General features: G+C 56.4%; 15 protein-coding genes. 5 read left to right on the forward strand and 10 right to left on the reverse strand.

The window, feature by feature from the left end:
• The first annotated feature begins 476 nt into the window (after positions 1 to 476).
• Positions 477 to 5,591 (forward strand): Ig-like domain-containing alpha-2-macroglobulin family protein, encoded by a 5,115-nt coding sequence (locus tag FMM72_RS09920; RefSeq protein ID WP_162221325.1) that lies wholly within the window; start codon positions 477 to 479, stop codon positions 5,589 to 5,591.
• Positions 5,592 to 6,341: 750 nt separating this feature from the next.
• Here the strand turns inward: FMM72_RS09920 and FMM72_RS09925 are convergent.
• Positions 6,342 to 6,965 carry a manganese efflux pump gene (locus FMM72_RS09925; RefSeq protein WP_162221326.1) on the reverse strand — a complete coding sequence of 208 codons (624 nt, stop codon included), beginning with the start codon at positions 6,963 to 6,965 and terminating at the stop codon, positions 6,342 to 6,344.
• A gap of 468 nt (positions 6,966 to 7,433) precedes the next feature.
• Between FMM72_RS09925 and FMM72_RS09930 the strand changes: the two genes are divergently transcribed.
• The 3 genes from FMM72_RS09930 to FMM72_RS09940 all read left to right on the forward strand — a co-directional run bounded on the left by FMM72_RS09930 (position 7,434) and on the right by FMM72_RS09940 (position 12,012).
• The gene (locus tag FMM72_RS09930; protein ID WP_162221327.1) at positions 7,434 to 8,696 is read left to right on the forward strand and encodes a DUF1015 domain-containing protein; all 1,263 of its coding nucleotides are present in this window, start codon (positions 7,434 to 7,436) and stop codon (positions 8,694 to 8,696) included.
• A gap of 12 nt (positions 8,697 to 8,708) precedes the next feature.
• Positions 8,709 to 10,406 carry an adenine deaminase gene (ade, locus tag FMM72_RS09935; protein ID WP_162221328.1) on the forward strand — a complete coding sequence of 566 codons (1,698 nt, stop codon included), beginning with the start codon at positions 8,709 to 8,711 and terminating at the stop codon, positions 10,404 to 10,406.
• A gap of 670 nt (positions 10,407 to 11,076) precedes the next feature.
• Positions 11,077 to 12,012, forward strand: a complete 936-nt coding sequence (locus FMM72_RS09940; protein ID WP_162221329.1) for a TIGR01212 family radical SAM protein — start codon at positions 11,077 to 11,079, stop codon at positions 12,010 to 12,012.
• A 277-nt stretch (positions 12,013 to 12,289) separates the two neighbouring features.
• Here the strand turns inward: FMM72_RS09940 and FMM72_RS09945 are convergent, their stop codons facing one another.
• A complete protein-coding gene (locus tag FMM72_RS09945; RefSeq protein ID WP_162221330.1) occupies positions 12,290 to 13,186 on the reverse strand; it encodes an NERD domain-containing protein in 897 nt (298 codons plus the stop codon).
• 399 nt (positions 13,187 to 13,585) lie between these two features.
• Here FMM72_RS09945 and FMM72_RS09950 point away from each other — a divergent pair, with 399 nt between their 5' ends.
• Entirely contained in the window at positions 13,586 to 15,190 is a 1,605-nt protein-coding gene (locus tag FMM72_RS09950; protein ID WP_162221331.1) for an MBL fold metallo-hydrolase RNA specificity domain-containing protein, read from the forward strand.
• A gap of 409 nt (positions 15,191 to 15,599) precedes the next feature.
• On the opposite strand, the gene FMM72_RS09955 is transcribed toward FMM72_RS09950, so the two are convergent.
• The 8 genes from FMM72_RS09955 to FMM72_RS09990 form a co-directional block, all read right to left on the reverse strand.
• On the reverse strand, positions 15,600 to 16,010 hold the full coding sequence (locus tag FMM72_RS09955) for a hypothetical protein (protein ID WP_162221332.1): 411 nt from the start codon (positions 16,008 to 16,010) through the stop codon (positions 15,600 to 15,602).
• A complete protein-coding gene (locus FMM72_RS09960) occupies positions 16,007 to 16,939 on the reverse strand; it encodes a P1 family peptidase (protein ID WP_162221333.1) in 933 nt (310 codons plus the stop codon). The genes FMM72_RS09955 and FMM72_RS09960 overlap by 4 nt, the downstream gene beginning before the upstream one ends.
• Positions 16,940 to 16,941: 2 nt before the next feature.
• A complete protein-coding gene (locus FMM72_RS09965) occupies positions 16,942 to 17,532 on the reverse strand; it encodes an ECF transporter S component (RefSeq protein WP_162221334.1) in 591 nt (196 codons plus the stop codon).
• Between the two features lie 68 nt (positions 17,533 to 17,600).
• Positions 17,601 to 18,371, reverse strand: coding sequence for a type III pantothenate kinase (locus FMM72_RS09970; RefSeq protein WP_160211019.1), 771 nt, complete (start codon positions 18,369 to 18,371; stop codon positions 17,601 to 17,603).
• A gap of 182 nt (positions 18,372 to 18,553) precedes the next feature.
• Positions 18,554 to 19,162 carry a zinc ribbon domain-containing protein gene (locus tag FMM72_RS09975; protein WP_162221335.1) on the reverse strand — a complete coding sequence of 203 codons (609 nt, stop codon included), beginning with the start codon at positions 19,160 to 19,162 and terminating at the stop codon, positions 18,554 to 18,556.
• 207 nt (positions 19,163 to 19,369) lie between these two features.
• The gene (locus FMM72_RS09980) at positions 19,370 to 20,725 is read right to left on the reverse strand and encodes an MATE family efflux transporter (protein WP_162221336.1); all 1,356 of its coding nucleotides are present in this window, start codon (positions 20,723 to 20,725) and stop codon (positions 19,370 to 19,372) included.
• A gap of 304 nt (positions 20,726 to 21,029) precedes the next feature.
• Positions 21,030 to 21,986, reverse strand: a complete 957-nt coding sequence (locus tag FMM72_RS09985) for a D-2-hydroxyacid dehydrogenase (RefSeq protein WP_162221337.1) — start codon at positions 21,984 to 21,986, stop codon at positions 21,030 to 21,032.
• Positions 21,987 to 21,999: 13 nt separating this feature from the next.
• Complete coding sequence (locus tag FMM72_RS09990; protein WP_162221338.1) at positions 22,000 to 22,770, reverse strand: HpcH/HpaI aldolase family protein; 771 nt, start codon at positions 22,768 to 22,770, stop codon at positions 22,000 to 22,002.
• Between the last annotated feature and the right edge of the window lie 69 nt (positions 22,771 to 22,839).

Raw genomic sequence — 22,839 nt, forward strand, 5'->3', positions numbered from 1 at the left:
GCAAAATCCATGCCGCAAAATCCATGCCAGCCGCGCGGCGTCTGTCACGGATTTTGCTGGGGGCAGGGGGTTCGTCTGAACGGGTATCTTGCGGCCCGTGCGCGGTCCGCGCTTTTTATGAGGGCTGCGGCCCGGGATAAGGGCTCTGCCCTCGGGGAATGACAAGACCCACAAGGGGCCTTGTCATTCCCCTTCACCCGCCGCCTTTTGAAAAAGGCGGGCGAAAACTTTTGATTACGCAGCGCCTGCCCCACTGTTTGCGGCGCAGCCGACTAAAGTTTTTTGCCGAGGCTTTTTTTCAAAAAAGCCGGAAAGTTTTTTGCCGAGGCCTTTTTTCAAAAAGGCCGGAAAGTTTTTTGGCACACCTTTTTTTTCAAAAAAGGTGTGCAGGGAATTGTCGTTTTTAAGATACTTATAGGGTAACAGGCGGTGTTGGCAAACAGCTTTTCAAAGGCCGCCAAGGGAGGGGGACCAGTATGACAAAAAAAAGATGGCTGATTCCGGTGCTGGTGATGCTGGTGATTATAGGCGCAGCTGGCGCAGCGTTTTTTCTTTCGCGGCCAGAGGGCGATATGATCTATGCATCTGTCAATATCCAACCGCAGGAGCAGGAGAGCGCAGAGCCGCTCGCACCTGAAAGCACGTTTGCCATTACGCTTGATTACAGCGTGTCACAGGAGCAATTGCGTGCAATGCTGTCGATTGAACCGGATATGGGGGAGTATATGATTGAAGGGAGCGGGAAAAAATGGACGCTGCGCCCGATGAACCCGCTGGAGGAAAATACAGTTTATACTGTACGCGTGATCAATCCCGATACGGGCGCGGCGGTACAGTCATTTGCATTTCAGACGCGCAGCGATTTGCTTGTAAACACGGTTTATCCCGGCGACGGCGAAACGTTTGTACCGCTGGAAACAGGGATAGAAATTACCTTGAATGCGCAGAATGTCGATCTGCAAAACCATATGGAAATCAAGCCGGCTGTTGCCGGTTCCTTTGAAACAAACGGTTATACGGTTGTCTTTAAACCCGCTGAGCCGTTGACGGCAAACAGCATTTACCGGGTAACGCTGAAAGCCGGATTGACAGCGCCGGGCGGTATGGCGCTTAAGGAGGATTATACATTCTCGTTTGAGACAGCACAGGCTGAGGATGCGCAGCGTGATTATGAGCGGCTGCGGCTTGACAGCCCGTATGCAGAAACATTTTTGCCCGGCGACCCGCTGACAGTCAAGCTGCAAAGCGGCGGCGAGGTATCCGGGCTGCCGTTCAATGTCAAAATCCACCGCTATGGCGATATCAGCGGATATATGAAAGAGCTGCGCGAATATAACGCGTTTTATCGGGAGCGGTATGGCGAAAAGACAGATTATGTCGCCAATACAACCGGCCTGGAGGAGGTTGCCTCATATACCGGCGAGCTGTTTTCCAAAGACAGCGGATGGGGCGAGCTGTACGCGATTTTGCCGGATGACCTGGGTGAAGGGTGGTATGTCGTTACCATCTCGGGGGAGGACGCCTCCGGCTCCGACCAGTTTGTACAGAAGCTGGTTCAGGTGTGCAATTTAAGCGTTTATTCACAGTCGGCTGACGGCGATACGCTGTTCTGGCTCAATGACCCTGCAACCGGCGGGCCGGTTGCTAAAGCCGCGCTCCAGCTTGAGGATGTGGACGGCGAAGGTGAATTCCCGGCGGTTACAATGGCTGATGGGACGGCGCGCGTGATGACAGGGGAGAGCGAAGCTGTTTACGTAACGGTGCTGCGCGATGGAAAGAGCGTCTATTTTGCACAGGCGCCCCTGTCGCAGGCGGTTGAGACGCCGCCGCTGTCCGAACGGTATTATACGGCGCTTTATACCGACCGCGAGGCTTACCAGCCGTCGGATACCATCCATTTTTGGGGCGTTGTCAAGCCGCGCACCGGCGACAGCGCGCTGCCGCAGAACGTGTGGGTGTCGCTTTCCACCTCGTGGCCGCGTGCGGAGGTTTACCGTGTGAAAGCGGCTGTCAATCAGGCGGACGGCACATTTGAAGGCGCCATCGCTGTGACCGGGATCGCCAAAAATTATTATGAACTTTCTGTCAACGACGGCGAACAGGGCGTTTACACCTCCAAGGGGCTTTCGCTGGAAAAATACACAAAGCCGCCGTATGAAATCGGTGTGACGCTGGATAAGGACCGCTATTATTTTGATGAAGCGGTTGGCGTTTCCATTACAGCGCGGTATTTTGACGGCACGCCTGTTTCGGGTGAAACGCTTATGCTGTCAGGCTCCTATATTGAGGAGCAATCCGTGACGCTCGACGCATCCGGCCATGCGGGCTGTACTGTCAGGCTGAAAGCGCCAAACGATGAAAATGATCCGATGGGCTGGTCGCCGCGCAGCCTGTGGATTGAGGCGCGTAATGTGAGCGCGCAGGACGTTTATGTTTCCGGCAGCGCCAATGCAACGGTTTTGCCGTCGCGCATCGCGCTCAAGCTGGAGGGCGATTCCCCTGAAAGGCTGACCATCCGCACGGCGCAGCTCGACGATACAAAGCTGAACAGCGGCAATCCCATCAGCCCGCTGGAGGTTTACAACAGCGAGTATGACCGTCTGGCGGGCGCGCCTGTCGATGTGCCGGTGACGGTGTTGATTCACAGTGTCACACGCCGCCAGGTGGAAACCGGGAGCTATTATGATTATGTCAACAAACGCACGGTGACGGAATATGAAACCGAGCTTGACGAGGCGGTCGCTGAAACGATTGAAACAAAGACGAGCGGCGGCGTTGTCACGCTTGAAGGGCTTGCGTATAAAAATACGGACGATACGACCTATTGGGCCGAGGCGCGCGTTGACGGCGGCGCGGCCGGTACGGTTTGTGAAACAAACCAGTTTGGCGCGCGGCCTTATAAGTACAGGGGCGACACGCCAATTTATACCTTCTTCAACCCGGACGACGGGGCGGCGGCCGCGCCGGTCGACGTGGGCGATACAGTCACGCTTGGATTGTACCGCAACGGTGTAAAAACTGAAAATACCGGCCGCGTACTTTACAGCGTATTGCAGCGCCGGTCGCTCAAAAACGGCGTCTTTGACGGGGAAACGCAGACGCTGACAATGGAAGAAAGCTTCCTGCCGAACATTGTCATTGCGGGCGCCTATTTTGACGGGCGGCATATCTATGCTGTGGAGGAATATGCAGTCCATTACGATTACACGGACAAGGGGCTGACCGTGACGGCCGAGACAGACAAAGAATCGTACCGGCCCGGCGAAACAGCGACAGTGACGCTCAAGCTGACGGACGCGGCAGGAAATCCGGTGCCCGGCTCCGTATGTGTGGGCGTGGCCGACGAGGCGGCATTTGATGTGGCGGAACAACATGCCGAACTGCTTTACCAGCTTTACAGCGCGGTTTATTATCCGCGCCTGCGGCGCAGCCTGTCGTATGCGGAATATGATACCGGCGCTGATGAAAAGACATCCGCCAACGCAGAGGGCGGGGCGACCCCGATGATGGCTGACACCGGCGGCGGTGCGGGCGGCGTATTGCTGCGCGAGGACTTTGCCGATACGGCGCTGTTTAAAACGGCAAAGGCCGATGAAAACGGGCAGGCGTCCATGACCTTTGAGCTGCCGGATAATGTGACCTCATGGCGCATTACAGCGCTGGCCGTGACAGACGATTTGAAGGCCGGCGACACAGCCAGGCTTGCGGCTGCAACGCTGCCGTTTTACCTAACGCCGCTTTATACAGACACATATCTGGAGGGCGACGACGTTGTGATCGCGGCGGGCGCTGTCGGGACTGGCGCAAACCCCGGTGACGCGGTTTCGTACACGGTGACAATCGCCGACGCTGCGGGAAAAGAGCTTGACAAACAGACCGCCGAAGGAACTATTGGCGTGCGTGTGCCGTTCTCCTTTGGCAAGCTGGAGGCGGGCGCATACACGCTGACCATGGAAAGCGTGTGTGGTGAAAACAGCGACGCGGTGCGGTATCCGTTTTCAGTTGTCAAACAGGCGCTGACAACGCCGGTTTATGAGAATATGCCGCTTAAAGATACCGTGAATATTGATTCGGTGCGTTACCCGGTTAAGCTGATGGTGTATGACCAGCGGATGCAGCCATATATGGAGGGCTTGCAGTATCTTTCAATGCAGGCGGGCGAACGCACGGAGATCATTGCAGCGGCATACCGCGCACAGCTTGCGTACAATGAGCTGTTGGACGAAGCCGAACGCGAGCCGGTGCGCCGCGACGTCCGTCTGGACGATATCCAGATAGGCGACGGCGGCGTGCGTCTGCTGCCTGTCTCTGAAAGCAGCGCCGCTGTAACGGCAAAGATGCTGGTTGCGGCTCCGGAACTCATCAACAAGGGCGCGGCGCGCGATTATCTCAAGGGTGTGCTCCAGGACCCGGCCGCTGCGCAGGATGACCGTGTGATGGCTTATCTGGGGCTTGCGGCGGCAAAGGAACCAATTTTGCTTGATCTGCTGCGCATTATTTCGGAGGAGGGCGCGTCCATGACAGACGCGCAGCGCCTCTATCTGGGAACAGGGCTTGCGCTGCTCGGCGACTTTACATCAGCTGATCTTGTTTATCACTCACTTGGCGGCCGCCTTGTCAAAGATGGCGATATGCTGTATGCTGAAGGAGCGGACGGTACGCTCGATGCGCGCATTCAAACATCGGCTGCGGCGCTGATGCTTGCATCGGTTACATCCAATCCGGATGCTGACGCGCTGATGCGTTATATGAATAACCTTGACCGGGACCGTGCAAAGAGCTACAGCACGCTTGCCAATTTGGAGATGCTGTGTTATATCAATTCATTTACGCCGCCGCAGAAGGGGGCGGAAAGCTTCAGCTACACGGATACGCAGGGTGAGACGCAAAAACGCACCCTTGAAAACGGCGGTATAGAACCGCTTTCCATGAGCTATGAGGCGTTGAAAGCCGCGAATTTCCAGGCAAACGGCAATGTGTATGCCTGTGCGCTTTACACAGGTTATGCGGATGCGGCGCAGATTCCGGATGACGAGCGCGTACAGATCACCAAGACATACACGCCTGTTGCCGGCGATGGGATCGGTGTTTCCGACCGGGTGCGCGTTGATTTGACGGTGCGTTTTTCCGACAGCGCGCCCGACGGCTGCTATATTGTTTCCGATTATATCCCATCTGGTATGCGTTATATGGAGACCTCCGGCGTTTTTGGTATCAATCCGTACTTTGACTGGATGTGGGGCGGTATTGACAATGAAGGGCAGGCCGTTTCCGGGCGGATTTACCGCAATATTGCCGTTTGGCGCGAAGCCCAGGCGGCGCTCACCGGACAGCAGTCCGGTGAAAGGGCGGCCCCGCTGGCTGACAGTGTTGCTCCGCTGCCTGACAGCGCGGCGGCCGAAGAAAAGGGGGTCCCTTCAACCAGCGGCGCACAGGCGCAGAAGGACACGGATGTATACACCCTGACATATTATGTAAGTGCGGCGCTCCCGGGCGAATTTGTTTCTGAAAGCGCATATGTGACCCCGTATATTGAGGGCACGGCTGCAAAGAGCGAGCGCGGCATGGTGACGGTTGAGGCGCAAGGCTGACAGGTGTTTTCGTATGAGGCGCGCCCCCGGCGCAGGTGCTTTTTCGCAGAAAAAGCCCGCGCCGGGGGCCAGGGGGGGCCGGGCGGCCGAATGGCCGCCCGGCCCCCCCCCCTTGGCCGTTTCCCCATGCGGGGAAACGGCGGGCGCGCCGCGCGCTAAGGCGCGCGGCGCGCCCTGTAAAGCGGCGGCGCTTGCCGCCGCTTTACAGATACAGCCGCCGGGACATGCGGATTTTCCGCATGTCCCGGCGGCTTTCCGGTGGTAATTTGAAAAGGAATATGGTACAATATGCGCAGAGCAAACGGCCTTACCGTTTGCAGCCGCCGTCCGGCGGCGCCCGCTGCAAAGCAGCGGACTGCGCATACCGGGCCGCAGCCAAAACCGGCCTTGCCGGTTTTACTGCCGCTTTGCGGCAGGCAAGCCCTCAAAAAGGGCTTGCCGCTGCGGCGTCGTAACCGCAGAGCGGTTATGATGCCGGGATATGCCCAACGGCTCGCCGCTTGCGCGGCAACCGCCTTTTGATGGGCAATTGTACCCTGCCGCTTCGCGGACATGGTACAATATGCGCAGAGCAAACGGCTTTACCGTTTGCAGCCGCCGTCCGGCGGCAGCCGCTGTAAAGCAGCGGACTGCGCATACCGGGCCGCAGCCAAAACCGGCCTTGCCGGTTTTACTGCCGCTTTGCGGCAGGCAAGCCCCAAAAGGGCTTGCCGCTGCGGCACAATAACCGCATAGCCGTGTGCGGGATTTTCAAAGCAGCAACCGCGCAGCGCCAAGCCCCGCGAGCAGCAGCCCGGCTGCACAGGCCAGCGCACGCTTGGAGACAGGCAGGCGTGCAAGCATCCGGCCAGCGAACGCGCCAAGCGTTAAACAGATTGTTTGTATCATTCCAACAGCTGGCGGCAGCCATACAGAGCCGGCCCCGGCAAGCGCCAGACCCACGCCTGCGCCAAGCATATCAACCGAAAGGGAAAAGCCGAGTAAAAGCGCCTCGCCAATATCGATTGCGCCGGAGCCGTCAAGATCTCCTGCGGCCGGTTCGCGGATGACAAGGATGGTCAGCCCAAGCGCACGGAAACGGCGGCGCAGCGGCGGACGCGGGGGCCGCTGCGGCTTTGGCGGGAGCAGGGCGCGGATACAGGAGGCCAGGCCAAGCACAATCAAAATCAACGCACCTGCGGCGCGTCCAAGCCATGCAGGCAAAAACGTGCCGAGCGCGCCGCCAAGCAGGATTGCTGCGGCTGCAAAGGCGGTGGACAGCAGCGCGATTGCGCCCTTGGCCGCCGCACCGATTTTGACGCCGCGCATGCCGAACGCAGCGCCCGCAGCGAACCCGTCGGCGCTCAAAGCAAGCGCTGTAAGCAGGACAAGCATATTTATGAAACACCACCCGGTACAATGTTCATTCCATACTATGGATTTGCCGGGTTTTGGTGAAAAAGCTTTGAAGGGGATGGCTTTGTATACGGTCCATATTGCCCGCAAATAAGCCGGTTTCAGCAGCGGCGCGGGCATACAGCCCGTTTTTTGTGTTTTTACAGCTGTGGCAATCCTTTGCCCCACGGGGGGCGTCACGGATGGGCGTCACGGGCGGGCGTCCATGAGATGGTTATAAGATCGTCAATTGAACGTGCTTTCACTATAAAAACCTGTATTCACAGCCGCTAAGCGCTGTATGGGCGGGCCTTTTGCCCCCTGGTTGGTACAGCTTCTAAATTTTCCTGCCGGGCGGCAGTTTGCCTTCCAAAATTTATATCGGCTGGGTGTAAAGATCTTTGCCTGTCCAGCGTTTTTTGGCTGTCAATACAGGTTCTGAACTTTCAGTAAAGGCGGTTTGTTAAAATGGATAAGGTTGGTTTTTCAACAGCAGACATCCTGCTTCCAAAGCATGTGGATATGACGCGTTGGAGCGTGATTGCATGTGACCAGTATACTTCGCAGCCGGATTATTGGGAGCGTGCAGCGCAGATAGCCGGCGCATCCCCAAGCACATTGAACCTTGTTTTGCCGGAAGTTTATCTGGAGCAGGGCGATGTTGACCGGCGCATTGCACAGATCAACGCATCCATGCGCGCCTATCTGGACAGCGGCCTGTTTCGCGTCCTGCATGACAGCTATGTTTATGTGGAACGGACTGTCGCGCCGGGGAAGATACGGCGCGGCCTGGTTGGAAAGATCGATCTGGAACAGTATGATTACAGCGCAGGCAGCCATTCTCTGGTAAGGCCGACCGAGGGGACCGTAGAAAGCCGCCTGCCGCCGCGGATGCGCGTGCGCGAACAGGCGCCGTTGGAAAGCCCGCATATTATGGTGCTGGTCGATGATGCACTGAATACGGTCATTGAGCCGCTGCAAAAACAAAAAAACACCATGGAACTGCTTTATGATTTTGACCTGATGGCGGACGGCGGCCATATTGCAGGCTGGCATGTGACGCCGGAGCTGTGTGCGCGGGTCGACGCGGCCATGCTGTTTTTGCTTTCAAGCCAGCAGTGCTGCCGCTGTACAGACAGGGAGTGCCCGCCGCCGATGCTGATTGCCGTTGGCGACGGCAACCATTCGCTTGCCACGGCAAAGGCATGTTGGGAAAGGATCAAGCCCACGCTTTCCGAACAGGAACAGCGCATGCATCCGGCGCGTTACGCCCTGGCGGAGCTTGTCAACCTGCATGACAGCGCATTGGCCTTTGAACCGATCCACCGTGTTTTATTTGATGTTGATCCCCATGATGTCTTAAAGGCGCTGCAAAAACAGCTTGGCGCATGTGAAAATGGACAGGGGCAGGCGTTTACATATGTAACAGGCGGCCGCACAGGCTGTCTTACAGTGGAAAACCCGCCGTCACCGCTGGCTGCCGGGACGCTTCAGATCTTTATTGACGGTTATCTTGCCGCGCATGGCGGGACCGTCGATTATATACACGGCGACGATGTGGTTGCAAAGCTTTCAGAAAAACCGGGGGCCATCGGCTTTTTGCTGCCTGCGATGGAAAAATCCCAGCTTTTCCCGGCGGTATGTGAAGGCGGCGCGCTCCCGCGAAAAACCTTCTCAATGGGGCATGCATATGAAAAACGTTTTTATCTGGAATGCAGAAAAATTCAATAGGGAGGCTGTCTGATGAACAGGGAACGCTTGATCCAAACGGCGCTTGGGGAAAAAGAACCGGCGCTTGTCTTAAAAAACGCCCGGATTATCAATGTATTCACCGGTGAAATCCTGCCGGGTGATATCGCAATAACAGACGGCCGCATTGCGGGCGTGGGCGCCTATGAAAGCGGGGAGGAAACGGTTGACCTCGGCGGGGCGTATGTTGCGCCCGGCTTTATTGACGCGCATGTGCATATTGAATCGTCAATGGTTACGCCGCCGGTCTATTGCGCCGAGGCGCTGCGATGGGGGACAACGACGCTGATTACCGATCCGCATGAGATCGCAAACGTAGCCGGTGGCGACGGCGTACAGTTCATGTTGGATTTATCGGAGCGTCTGCCAATCAATTATTATGTACAGCTTCCGTCGTGCGTGCCCGCAACGCCTTTTGAACATGCCGGGGATATTTTCACAGCTGAAAAAATGAGACGTTTTCTCGATCATCCACGCGTATTGGGCCTTGGCGAAATGATGAATTATCCGGGCGTGGCTGGGTGCGACCCCGAGGTGATGGCCAAGCTGGAGCTGTACGGCGGACGTGTAATCGACGGCCACGCGCCCGGTATCCTGGGAAATGGCTTGCAGGCGTATATTTCCGCCGGGATGGCTACGGATCACGAATCCACCTCATGGGCCGAGGCAAAGGAAAAGCTGCGCGCGGGCCTGGCGGTGCTGGTGCGGGAAGGCTCGGCCTGTAAGAACCTGGAGGAAATCATCCGCGGCGTCCTGGCCGACGGCGTGGATACCTGGCATCTTGCATTCTGCACCGATGACAAGCACCTTTCCGATATCCGCCGGGAAGGGACCATCCGGTATAATATCCTGCGCGCCATTGCCTGCGGCATGGACCCGGTGACAGCCATCCAGATTGCAACCATCAACGCCGCGCGTATCTACCGCCTGCACGGCCTGGGCGCAGTCGCCGCCGGTTACCGCGCCGACCTGGTTGTTCTGCGCGATTTGGAGCACATGGAGGTGCTGTCCGTCTACAAGGACGGCCAAAAACAGCCGGAAACGCCGCCTGCCGGGCTGGTTGGCGGCTGCGCAGATAAAATCCTGCATTCGGTCAGGCTTGCGCCTGTTACGGAAACGTCGTTTGCGTTGCCGGATTGGCCGCGTTATCCGGTGATCCGCATTATGCCCGGCAACGTTACGACAACGCGCTTTGACGTGGATGCGGCCGAAGTCCCGGCGATGCTGGCCGATGGCCGTCTGCGTAAAATTGCGGTGATTGAACGCCACCATGCCACCGGGAACATTGGCGTTGGGCTGCTCGCCGGGTATGGTCTGACGCATGGCGCGGTTGCGACAACGGTTGCGCATGATTCGCACAATTTGATTGTAGCCGGTGACAATGACGCCGACATGCTGGCGGCTGTACGTGAAATTGAACGCGTACAGGGAGGGTATACCATTGTGCGCGGCGGCCGGGTGCTTGGCACGCTGCCGCTGCCTGCGGCCGGCCTGATGAGCCTTGACGGCGCCGGTACGTTTATTCCCGCGCTCGACCGGATGATCGAAGAAGCGCGCGCTCAGGGCGTTGCAGACGGCGTTGACCCGTTTATCACCCTCAGCTTTATGGCTCTGCCCGTCATCCCCGAAATCCGCATCACGGATATCGGCCTCTTCGACGTTACAAGCTTCCACCCGCTCCGGCCTTTTTGAAAAAAGGCCCCCGCTTTTTTGAAAAAAAGCTTGGCAAAAAACTTTAGTCGGCTGCGCCGCGAATAGTGGGGCGGGTTCCGGCATTTATGCAGGCTGCGCCGCGAACAGAAGGTTTGGCGCATCGCAATCAAAAGTTTTCGCCCGCCTTTTTCAAAAGGCGGCGGGTGAGACGGCGGCCAAGGCCCCCTGCGGGTTTTGGCCGCCGTCGAGGGCAGAGCCCTTATCCCCGGGCCGCAGCCCTCATAAAAAGCGCGGCCCGCAGGCCGCAAGATACCTGTTTAGACGCGCCAGGCTTCCCCCAGCAAAATCCGTGACAGACGCCGCGCGGCTGGCATGGATTTTGCAAGCACCCGCTTTCCAGCCTTTTTGAAAGAATCCCTCCCAGGCGCACGGGTCGCGCGCGACCCCTCCAAACGTACTGGCGTGCGCCTGATACGATCGCGCCAAGCAGAGGTGGGGATAACATAAGGGGAGGGGTCGCTCGACCCTCCCCTTGTGAGGCGCGCTGAGGGGCGCTGCCGCGGCTTGTCCGCGCCCGGCGCTGTAGCGCCGGAAAGCCCCGAATAGCCGGCCGGGCAAGCGCAGCGCCCGGCGGTGAGCGACCCGCGCACGGGTCGCGCGCGCCCCCGCGCCCCCGCGCCCAAGCATCATGAAAACAGGAGATGTGCGGATGCCCTTTTTGTATTCCGACAGCAACAAACGATACCACACATACAGTTATGCGATGCGGCGGCGGTTTGGCGGCAAGGTGATGCGCGTCAGCCTGAACGCTGGCTTTACCTGCCCGAATATCGACGGAACAAAGGGGCGGGGAGGCTGTGTGTTCTGCTCGCCGTCGGGCAGCGGGGAATTCGGCGGAAATCCCGCCGATTCCATTGCAGCGCAGTTTACGCAGGTCGCGGCGCGTATGTCCGAAAAATGGGATACGCCTTTACGGATCGCATATTTTCAGGCGCATACAAATACGTATGCGCCCGTTTCGGTTTTGCGGCGGCTCTATGAACAGGCGCTTGCCTGTCCGGGCGTTGTGGGCCTGGCGGTTGCGACCCGGCCCGATTGCCTGCCTGATGATGTTTGCGCGCTGCTGGAAGAATTAAGCCAGCGCACATATTTGACGGTGGAGCTTGGTTTACAGAGTATACACGATGAAACCGGCAAACAGATCAACCGTTGTTATGGCTATGATACGTTTTTATCCGGTTACGAGCGGCTGCGCGCGCGGGGTATCCCGGTCGGCGTGCATATCATCAACGGCCTGCCCGGGGAGACGCGGCAAATGATGGTTGAAACTGCGCGCGCGCTTGCGCGTCTTGACCTGCATCTTGTAAAAATCCATCTGCTGCATGTGCTTGAGGGCACACAGCTTGCAAAGCTGTGGCGTGCCGGGGCGTTTGAGCTGATGACACGGGAAGCGTATGTGCAAACGGTTTGCGATCAGCTCGAGGAGCTGCCGGCTGAATGCATCATCGGCCGCCTGACCGGCGACGGCGGCCCGGATATATTGATTGGTCCTGATTGGAGCCGTAAAAAGCTGTGTGTTCTCAACGAGATTGACAAAGAACTCCTGCGCCGCAATACCTGGCAGGGCCGGCGGCGGCGCGTGTGACCTGTGCGTGGGCCGTGCCACAAGGCTGCGCCGTATCATAAACAACCCTGTCCGAATAGGGGCTGTTTGAAAAATCAAAAATCCCGTCTTTTTCTACAAACAGGGGCGGACGCCGCGTTAAAAAGCCTTGAAATCCGAAAGGATTCCTGCGTTTTTTTCCTTGCATTCTCCGGCTGTTTGCGAATAATCCGGCAATTCCTCTTTTTTCAAACAAGCTCTAGACGAAAAAAGCGCATGGAACCGATGTTCCATGCGCTTTTTTACATACTCTGCGGCGTCAATCGATATTGATAATCTGGCGGCATTTTGGGAAATTTGGACAGCCGAAAAATTCATTTCCCTGATTTGCGCCTTTTTTGGCTGTGCGCCGGACCATTGGGACATTGCATTTGGGACAAAGCGGGACTGTAAACCTGTAATCCGCCGCCGGCACAAATGATTTTTCCTGATGTGATGAAAGCAAGGTTTCGGCGATGGAACGCATCTCCTGTTCGCTTAAAAGCACGCTTGTATTTGTTTCCTGTAATTTTTTAAGATGATTGATCAACTGATCGTGCTTGATAATTTTATCCCGGATTTCCGCCGGGGCGTTCGCATCCTGGATAACCGTTTTAGGATTGGCAAGCACAACGATCGATTTAAGAAGGGCTTCCAAATTCTGAGCAGACAGGATCGGTATCCGTTCCTTTAAAAGGCTTTTGAGCATATCGACATGACGCTGATTTTGTGTGACAGGGTTGTACATACCCTCTTTTTTGTAAACCAGGCCGGTTGCCGTTTTAAAACAGCGGTTAAAATCGCCCTTGCTTGTCACTTCGATATCATCGATCAGCTTTTTGCTTTCAATAACCAAAATAAATGAGGTGGCAATGACGACAAAATCGATTTGCGCTGCCGTGTCCTGATTTTTAAAATAAAGATCCTGTAAAATCAAAATCGGCAGATAGCTGTTTTTCAGTTCATAGGCTACCGTTTTTTCACCGTTTAAACCACTGGTAAGCATTTTAATTTCCCGTGTTATACGCTCGGTCTGTTCAGGGACAATCAGCTCCCGCCATTTTTCCAGCTTTTCAATCTGATTTTTAGTGGAGCTGTTTTCTTTTATAAAAATTGGCCCGGAGAAGGTCAATGTCTTTACAGCCGGCTTCGGCCTTAAAAAATCCAGAAATGCCATTGTCTGTCACCCTTTTACGTCAATTTATGCATTTACATTGATCTGATACATCAGCTTTTATACAAATTATATGATAGATTGACACATTTCGCAATAGCATATAGTATCATAATGCAGCAGTTTATTCTTAAAAAGCGTATAAAGGCCCATGTATACCGGCAGGGCATCTGGAAAAAGAAGTAAGGAAATTACGTTAAAGAAAGATTTAACGAAATTAAGGGCAGATAAAATCCCACAGGTATCAAAGCTTCTGCGGCGAATAGAAACATGAACTGTTAAACGAATAGAAACACGAAACGAATAGAAGAACGAATAGAAATTCTATTCGTATATTGAACGATTGTACCGCTGCAAAAAATACGGTATAATGTAAAAAAAGCCGTCAAAGGAGGGCGTTTTATGCAGCTGTCATTTTTGGGCGCGGCGCATGAAGTGACAGGAAGCTGTCACTATCTGCAAGCCTGTGGAAAAAAGATACTGATTGACTGTGGAATGCAGCAGGGTCCCGATGAATATGAACATCAGGAAATGCCGCTTGCACCGGGCGAAATTGATTTTGTGCTGCTGACACATGCGCATATTGACCATTCAGGCCGTTTGCCGCTGCTTGCAAAAAACGGGTTTCATGGGACGATCTGTGCGACTGACGCAACCTGTGACCTCTGTGGGATTATGCTGCGCGACAGCGCGCACATTCAGGAATTTGAAGCCGAATGGAAAAACCGCAAGGGCAAACGCGCCGGCCGCAGCCCGGTTGAGCCGCTCTATACCGTGGAGGATGCACAGGCTGCTATTGAACTGCTCTCCCCGTTTGTCTATAACCAGGTGGAGCAGCTTTGCGAAGGGATTGCCGTCCGGTTTGTCGATGTGGGACATCTGCTCGGCTCCGCAAGTATTGAGGTGTGGGCAACAGAGGATGGGAACACAACAAAAATTGTTTTTTCCGGCGATATCGGCAATATAAATCAACCGCTTTTGCGCGACCCGGCCTACATAACGGACGCTGATTATATTGTTGTAGAATCCACCTATGGCAACCGCCTGCATGAACCGCCGCCTGATTACAGTGTCAATTTGGCGCAGATCATCCAGCGTACCTTTGATCGCGGCGGCAATGTTGTAATTCCATCGTTTGCGGTTGGCCGCACACAGGAAATGCTTTATTTTCTGCGCGATATCAAGGCGCGGGGGCTTGTCCATGGCCATGACAATTTTCCTGTTTATGTCGACAGCCCGCTTGCCATTGAAGCGACAACCATCTTCCAGGAAAACCGTATTGATTGCTTTGATGATGAAGCGATGGAGCTTGTAAAGCATGGTATCAATCCAATCACCTTTTTGGGGCTTGAGCTTTCTGTAACAAGTGAGGAATCACGCGCAATCAATTTTGATCATACGCCCAAGGTGATTATCTCCGCGTCGGGCATGTGTGACGCAGGCCGCATCAAGCATCATTTAAAGCATAACCTTTGGCGGCGGGATTGCACAGTCGTATTTGTCGGCTATCAGGCCGCCGGGACGCTTGGCCGCTCGCTTCAGGAAGGCGCAAAAAGCGTCAGGCTGTTTGGTGAAACGATTGAGGTTGAGGCTGAAATAACCTCTTTGCAGGGCGTCAGCGGCCATGCCGATCAGGCTGGCCTGCTCCGCTGGCTCGACGCATTCCAGACGCCGCCGCGCCGTATTTTTGTTGTGCACGGCGAATCGGGCGTCTGCGAGGAGTTTGCAGACATTGCCGCCCGGCGCTATCATGTTCCGGTGAGCGCGCCCGATTATATGGCGCAGTTCGATCTTGCCAGCAATACGATGCTCTCGCCCGGCGTCAAGCGCGAGGCTATGAAGCCGAAGCCCGCCGTATCCGCCGCCGCGCCGTCCGGCGTGTTTGGACGGCTTGTCGCTGCGGGCAAACGTCTGATGCAGGTCATCGAGCGCAGCAAAGGCCGGGCCAACAAGGACCTGGCCAAATTTACAAACCAGATCAACGCACTGTGCGACAAATGGGAATAGGGGGCGCGCGCAATCCGTGCGCGGATTGCTCACCGCCGGGGGGCGCGCGTGACCCGTGCGCGGGTCACTCACCGCCGGTCGCTGCGCTTGCCCGGCCGGCTATTCGGGGCTTTCCGGCGCTACAGCGCCGGGCGCGGACAAGCCGCGGCAGCGCCCCTCAGCGCGCCTCACAAGGGGAGGGTCGAGCGACCCCTCCCCTTATGTTATCCCCACCTCTGCCTGGCGCGATCGTATCAGGCGCACGCCAGTACGTCCGGCGGGAGATCGTTTCACTGCGCCTGCCCCACTGTTCGCGGCGCAGCCTGTAAAAACGCAGCGCCTGCCCCACTGTTCGCGGCGCAGCCGACTAAAGTTTTTTGCCGAGGCTTTTTTTCAAAAAAGCCGGAAAGTTTTTCGCCGAAGCCTTTTTTCAAAAAGGCTGGAAAGCGGGTGCTTGCAAAATCCATGCCAGCCGCGCGGCGTCTGTCACGGATTTTGCTGGGGGAAAGCCCTGCGTCTGAACGGGTATCTTGCGGCCCGTGCGCGGGCCGCGCTTTTTATGAGGGCTGCGGCCCGGGATAAGGGCTCTGCCCTCGGGGAAGGACAAAACCCGCAAGGGGCCTTGTCCTTCCCCTTCACCCGCCGCCTTTTGAAAAAGGCGGGCGAAAACTTTTAATTGCGATGCGCCAAGCCCACTGTTCGCGGCGCAGCCTGCATAAATGCCGGAACCTGCCCCACTATTCGCGGCACAGCCGACTAAAGTTTTTTGGCCCACCTTTTTTTCAAAAAAGGTGGGAAGTTTTTCGCTGAGGCCTTTTTTCAAAAAGGCCGGAAGGGTCACGCGCGCCGCCAGGGCTGGACGATTGCATGAGCGAGCACATGGGCGGCGAGTGTGCCGGCAACGTTGATGTCGGCGCGCAGGGAACCGACGGACAGCGCATAAACGCTGTCGCCGTCGGCTGTTGTGTGCACCGGGTCGATGGTGCGGGCAAGGCCGTTTTGCGCCATAGACGCGATCTTGGTCAATTGGGTTTTATCAAAGGCGGCATTTGTGACAATGGCCGCAATGGTTGTATTGCCTGTAAAAAAACTGCCCTTGTCGGAGATATCGCGGCAAAGCACAGCGGTGCTGTCTGCAAAGCCCTTGCCGTCGGGCGTGCGCATACCGGCGATGCGCTCATGCGTGTCAGGATCAAAAATATCGCCAAGCGCATTGACAATCACCGCCGCGCCTACCTGCAAATCGCCTGCCTGGACTGCAAAAAAGCCCTGGCCTGCTTTCATCATGGCCGCCGCGCCGCCGAGCTTGCCGACAGTAGCGCCTGTACCTGCGCCGAAGCTGCCGCAGCGGGGACGGTTGTTTGTCTGTGCGTCAAGGCAGGCCGCATATGCCATATTGGCGTCAGGGCGTGCGTCGGGCGAGCCATAGCCAAGATCAAAGATGCAGGACGCGCATACAAGCGGCACCTTGACAATGCCGGTGTCAAATCCCACGCCACGTTCGGACAGATAGCGCATCACGCCGCCTGCCGCATCAAGGCCAAACGCCGAGCCTCCGGAAAGCAATACCGCATGGATACGTTCGGCCGCAGCCCAGGGGCGCAGCAGCTCTGCTTCGCGGGAGGCAGGGCCGCCGCCGCGCACATCAACACCGGCGGGAGCCCCGTCCGCGCCGCCGCAAAGCAATACCGTGCAGCCTGTTTTACCGGCCTGATCTTCAGCGCAGCCAATGCGCACACCTTTTATATCAGAGATTGGAATTTGTCGCAAGCTTACTGCCCCGCTTTCAAAAAGATCTGAACCGGCCGGCAGACAAATACCGACAGTATAATTGCTGCCGCTAATTCACAAAGTCCATTGACGCCGATGATTGTCAAAAAAACTTCTTTTAAAGGGATGGCCTGGAAAAACAGCCATAAGCAGCCAAGCACCATGACGGTATGTGCGATGGTTGCGGCGGCGGCCGCCGCACCGGTGCACAGCTCAGGGCGCATACCGGCGCGCCGGACAGCTTTGTATACAAGCGCCGCAATCACCCCAAGCAGGATACGCGGGACAAGACACATGATTAAGGAGTTAAGGGGCGCGCCGCTGGCAGCCGGGGAAAAAAGCAGATCGACTGGGCCGCCAGGCGTTGTGACAGCTTTAAACAAGCTGATGAACCCAAAGATGCCGCCGAGGATCGCCCCATCGAGCGGACCAAGCAAAATGGCTCCGATGATGACGGGTATGTGCATCAAGGTGATCGATACCGGCGGAATGATAATAAATCCGATGGGTGTAAAGCCAAGTACCGCCAGCAATGCGGCGAGCAGTGAAAGCTGTGTCAGCCGTGTGGTCCTGCGAATGGTTGCCGTTGTCATAAAAAATCGCTCCTTGCTGCTGCTCCGTATGCGGATGCAGCGCGTTTTATTTGTAAAGGGAATTCCCCTTACATGACGGTGTTCTTTTTCCAGACAGCATATAGCCCATCAAGGCGCAGCGTTTTGTCGACGAGAAGCTTGTGGCGGCAAAACGGGGCGATTGCATCGACCGATTCGCCCGTTGCAACGATGGAGGCGGCCGGCCCGGCCTTTTCCTCGTACCGCTCGATCATACCGTCGATCATACTGGCGTTGCCAAGCAGCACCCCTGATTTCATACAGTCAACCGTATTGGTCCCAATGACCGGCGCGGGCGGCTCCAAGCTGATATGCGGCAGCTGTGCGGCCCGGTTGCTCAAAGCGTCAAGCGCCACCCGCACCCCAGGCATGATGGAACCGCCAATAAAGCTGCGGCTGTGGTCGACGATGGAAATTTTCGTCGCCGTGCCAAAATCAACGATGATAACCGGCAGCGGATATTTTTCAAACGCGCCGACAGCCGCCGCGACAAAGTCCGCGCCAAGCTGCGCGGGGTTATCAATGCGTATATTCAGCCCGGTTTTGACGCCCGGCCCAATCTGCATGACCGGGACGGGGCTTGTAAGCTGAACAGCCGCTTTGAGCACGGGCGAGAGCTGCGGAACAACCGAGGAAATCACCGCACCTTTTAAATTCTGCTCGCTTAAGCGATGCAGATGTAAAATATGGTGCAGCAATACGGCGTATTCAACCTCTGTCTTGCCGGCTTCACTGACGATGTGGGTCAAAAACAACAATTCGTCGTTGTGATAAGCGCCGATATTAATATTGGAATTTCCAATGTCAATTGATAAAATCATACTATTTTCTGTCCTCGATTCGGGTTTGTTTAAAAAATAGAGGAATTTCCGAATTTTTCGCAAACAGCAGGAGAACGCAAGGCAAAAAACGCAGGAATCCTTTTGGATTCCGAGGCTTTATAACGCAGCATCTGCCGCTGTTTGCAGAAAAAGGCGGGTATTTTGATTTTTTAAACAAGCCCCTAATAACGCGGGCGGTCAAAGGAAAGGATTGACGCAATGCTTGCGGCCACGCCGAGCGCACAGCCGACAATCAACAGATATGGAATGGCCATCAGGCCGTAAAAAGCGGCCGGGCCCATTTCGAGGTAGGCCTGTACAGTCACCGACAGGCCGCAGGCCATCAGGAAAAGCCATATCGCGTCGAGCGTAAGCGAGGCGCGCCGTCCCAAGAGCAGCATTGTCTGCATGATGTAGACAACGGGGACAACCGCCATCAAAGCGGAACGCACCCACCAAAGGATATCCAGCCTGGGCGTGAGCGCGCCGCCCGGCCCAAGGCCAAACAGCGCGAGCAAATGAAATACAAGCGCCAGAATAAGCGAAAGCCCACAGAACCCGCTGAGCACCACACCTGCCAGCGCGCCGCCGCTTGGGCGGGAATCCTGGATTTCATCGGCGCGCTGCTGCGCATCCTGAAAATAGTCATGTAAAAGCGACTGCCCGCAATAGCCGCAGCGCCGTGCCCGTCCGCTGACAGGCCGGCCGCATTTCGGACAGGTAATCATACGCTTGGTCCCTCCCCTGCTTTCCGGGCGGCATACGCCGCCCATCTTTGTCCATTGTAGCACAGGGGGCCGCCTTTTACAAGGCGCGCGGCCCGCCCGGCCTGCGGCCAGGGCCGCTTCCCCGCCTTTTACAAGGCGCGCGGCCCGCCTAGGGCCGGGGCCGCTCCCCCGCCTTTTACAAGGCGCGCGGCCCACCCGGCCTGCGGCCGGGGCCGCTTCCCCGCCTTTTACAAGGCGCGCGGCCCGCCCGGCCTGCGGCCGGGGCGGGCGTTACATCCTGCTTTGTTCCGGCGCGGGCGCCAGATATGACAGGCGGCGCATGGTCAGAAGAAACGCGATGGACAAAGGCACACACGAACCGACCCAGGCCAAAGGATTGGCCATGCACGCGCCCGCAAAGCCAAATATACCGGCCAGCACAAGCGCGGCCAGAGCGCGCATGCACAGCTCCATAATGCCGGCAAAGGTCGGTACGAAGCTCTGTCCAAGCCCTTGGAGGGTGTAGCGGAAAATAAACAGCAGCGACAGTAAAAAATAACAGGAGCCGTTGATAGCCAGATAGACCCGCGCGGTTTCAACCACTTCGGGATGGCCGACAACAAACAACCCGATCAGATTTTTTCCGAACATATTGTTGACAATGCCCATCACAATGCTGAACGATACGGACATAACCGCACATTGCAGCACGCCGCGCCGGATACGCGGCACATTGCCTGCGCCGTAATTCTGGGCGGCATAGGTGGCCATGGTCATGCCGAACGACATCATGGGCTGCGTGGCGATCAGATCAATTTTCTGTGCGGCCGTATAGGCGGAAACGGCCGTCTCGCCAAGGCCGTTGAGCGTGAATTGCAAAATGATGGAACCGATTGCAATGATGGACGATTGAAAGCCCATTGGAAGCGCAACGCGCAGATGCTCGAAAACCTCCTCGCGTGTGACGCGCCAGTGTTCGCGGTGCAGGCGCAGCATGGGAAAACGCCGGACGATATAAACGATACATGCGCCGCCGGAGAGAAGCTGCGCGGCAATGGTCGCCACAGCCGCGCCTGCCACGCCCATTTGAAAGGTTAAAATGCATAAAAAGTCAAGCCCAATATTAATCAGGCAGGCGATCACAAGAAAGATCAGCGGGGTGCGGCTGTCGCCAAGCGCGCGCAGTACGCTTGAAAGCAGGTTAAAAAGCACAGACGCTGCAATGCCGGAGTAAATGACGACAATATAGCTGTATGCGCCGTCGATGATATTGGCGGGCGTGCGCATTAAAACAAGAATCGGCCTTGCAAGCGCCACGCTGATCGCCGTCAAAAATATGGTGATGGCACCGCCGATCAGAATGCCCGCCGCAAAGCTGCGGCGCACGCCCTGCTCATCGCCGGCGCCGAACCGCTGCGCCGTCACAATGGAAAGCCCGGCGGTCAACCCCTGTGTAAAGCCGAGAATTAAAAACATGATGCTGCCCGTACAGCCGACGGCGGCCAGCGCCTGGACGCCGATTGTGCGTCCAACAATCAGCGTATCGGCCATGCTGTAAAGCTGTTGGAACAGATTGCCGATCAACAGCGGGATTGTAAAAAAGAGAATGAGCTTTGCCGGATTGCCCACGGTCATATTTTTTGTCATTCTGCATGAATCCTCATTTCATATTGCAAATTTCCAGTGTCATTATTTTACACCCGGCATGCGTTTCGTCAAGGGGTTTTCATAAATTCAGCATACGGTACAGTTCGCCCGGCCCCGCTCCCCCCTTCTTTCGGCTTATTGACGCAAAGCCGCACCCAAAAAGCCATCCTGCCCGGGCGAATAAGGCGCGCCATACAGAAAGACAGACGGGCCGCCGCCGGGACATGTCCCGGCGGCGGCCCGTCTGGCAAGATGATGCACTTTTCAGGCAATCATGCATGATTGACGGCCGGTTGATGCATCCTTATGGATTGACAACGTTGACCGGCTCGCCCGCAAGAAACCTGCGCAGATTGTCGACGGCGGTATCCATCAGACGTTGGCGGCTCTCTTTGGGCGCCCAGGAGATGTGCGGCGTTATCAGACAGTTTTTCGCTTTCAGCAGCGGGTTGTCTCCTTGGATTGGCTCGGTGGAAACGACGTCAAGGCCAGCGGCATACACCTTGCCGCTGTTGAGCGCGTCGGCAAGGTCCTGTTCAACAATCAGCGGCCCGCGCGCATTGTTAAGGATTATGACGCCGTCCTTCATTTTGGCGATGCTTTCCCGGTTGATGATCCCCTGCGTCGAAGGGAGCAGCGGGCAGTGCAATGCAATCACATTGGACCGTGCGAACAGCGCGTCAAGCGGGACATATTCAGCCAGCGCGCGGCCTGCGCCGTTTTCGGATTCATCATATGCAATTACATCCATACCAAGCGCCTTTGCAATGCGTCCGGTCGCCTGTCCAATCCGGCCAAAACCGATGATCCCCATTGTTTTTCCCGCCAGCTCAATCAATGGATAATCCCAAAAACACCAGTCAGCGCTTTGTTCCCAGCGGCCGGCGTGGACCGCGTCGCTGTGATGGGCGGTATGATGGCAGATTTCAAGCAGCATTGCAATTGCAAACTGGCTGACAGCCGCCGTCCCATATGTCGGGATGTTGCAGACCACAATTCCACGTTCACGCGCCGCGGCGATGTCAACCACATTATAACCTGTGGCCAGAACGCCGATAAACTTTAGATTGGGACAGGAAAAAATCGTCTCACGGTCAAGCGGAACCTTGTTGACATAGACTGCGTCGGCGTCCTGCGCACGCGCGGCGATCTGGTCAAGCGGCGTGCGGTCGTATACCGTCAGCTCGCCGAGCGATTCAAGGCCGTTCCAGCTCAGGTCGCCGGGATTTTCTGTATAACCGTCCAAAACCACAATGTTCATCTGCCAGCCCCCTTTACTGCTTTGTATGTTCATCCAGCCAGGCGCGCATGGATTTGGCGCCCATCTGCATCAGGCCAACGTCGCTGCCGCACATATTGACCGCCATACCGGCTTTTATCCAGCGCGCGAGCGGCTCCATACCGCCAAAATGTACGCCGGAAGCTTTCCCGGCTTTTTTTGCAGCCTGTATGACACGTTCAAACGCCGCGGCAATCTCGGGATGATCATATTGGCCGAGTAAACCGTAATCCTGGGAAAGATCGTTTGGGCCCATAAACGCAATATCGATCCCATCGACTGCTAAAATTTCCTCCACATGCTCCACACCGGCGCGCGACTCAATCTGGCAGAGCAAAAGCGTTTCTTCATTTGCCTGTTCCATATATGCGCGCCCGTCGACCTTCATAAAGTCCGTATGCGGCCGTGACAACGACACGCCGCGATGTCCCAGCGGCGCATATTTTGTAAAGTCAACCAGCTTGCGCGCATCTTCGGCACATTCCGTATTGGGCAGCAGCAGGCCGGAGGCTCCCATCTCCATAAATTTAAGCGCCGGTTCGCGCAGCGGCCCGGGAATGCGCACAATCACCGGCAAATCGATCGCGCGCGCCACGCCGATCATCCGCGAACAATCGCCATAGGAAAAGGAACCGTGCTCGCAATCGATGATAAAGAAATCAAAGCCGCAAACCTTTAAAATTTTTGCAAGGTCAGGCGTGTCAAAGGTCGTCGCCATGGTGCCAAGGACGCGTTCCCCGCTTTGGATGCGTTTTTTCAGATTCATTGCTGTTTCCTCCGTCGTTCGTCGTTGTATTGCCCCTGTGCGCGCGGGGGCGCGCGCGACCCGTGCGCG

This window comes from Anaerotruncus colihominis (assembly GCF_010206195.1).
GTDB classification, from domain to species: domain Bacteria; phylum Bacillota; class Clostridia; order Oscillospirales; family Ruminococcaceae; genus Anaerotruncus; species Anaerotruncus colihominis_A.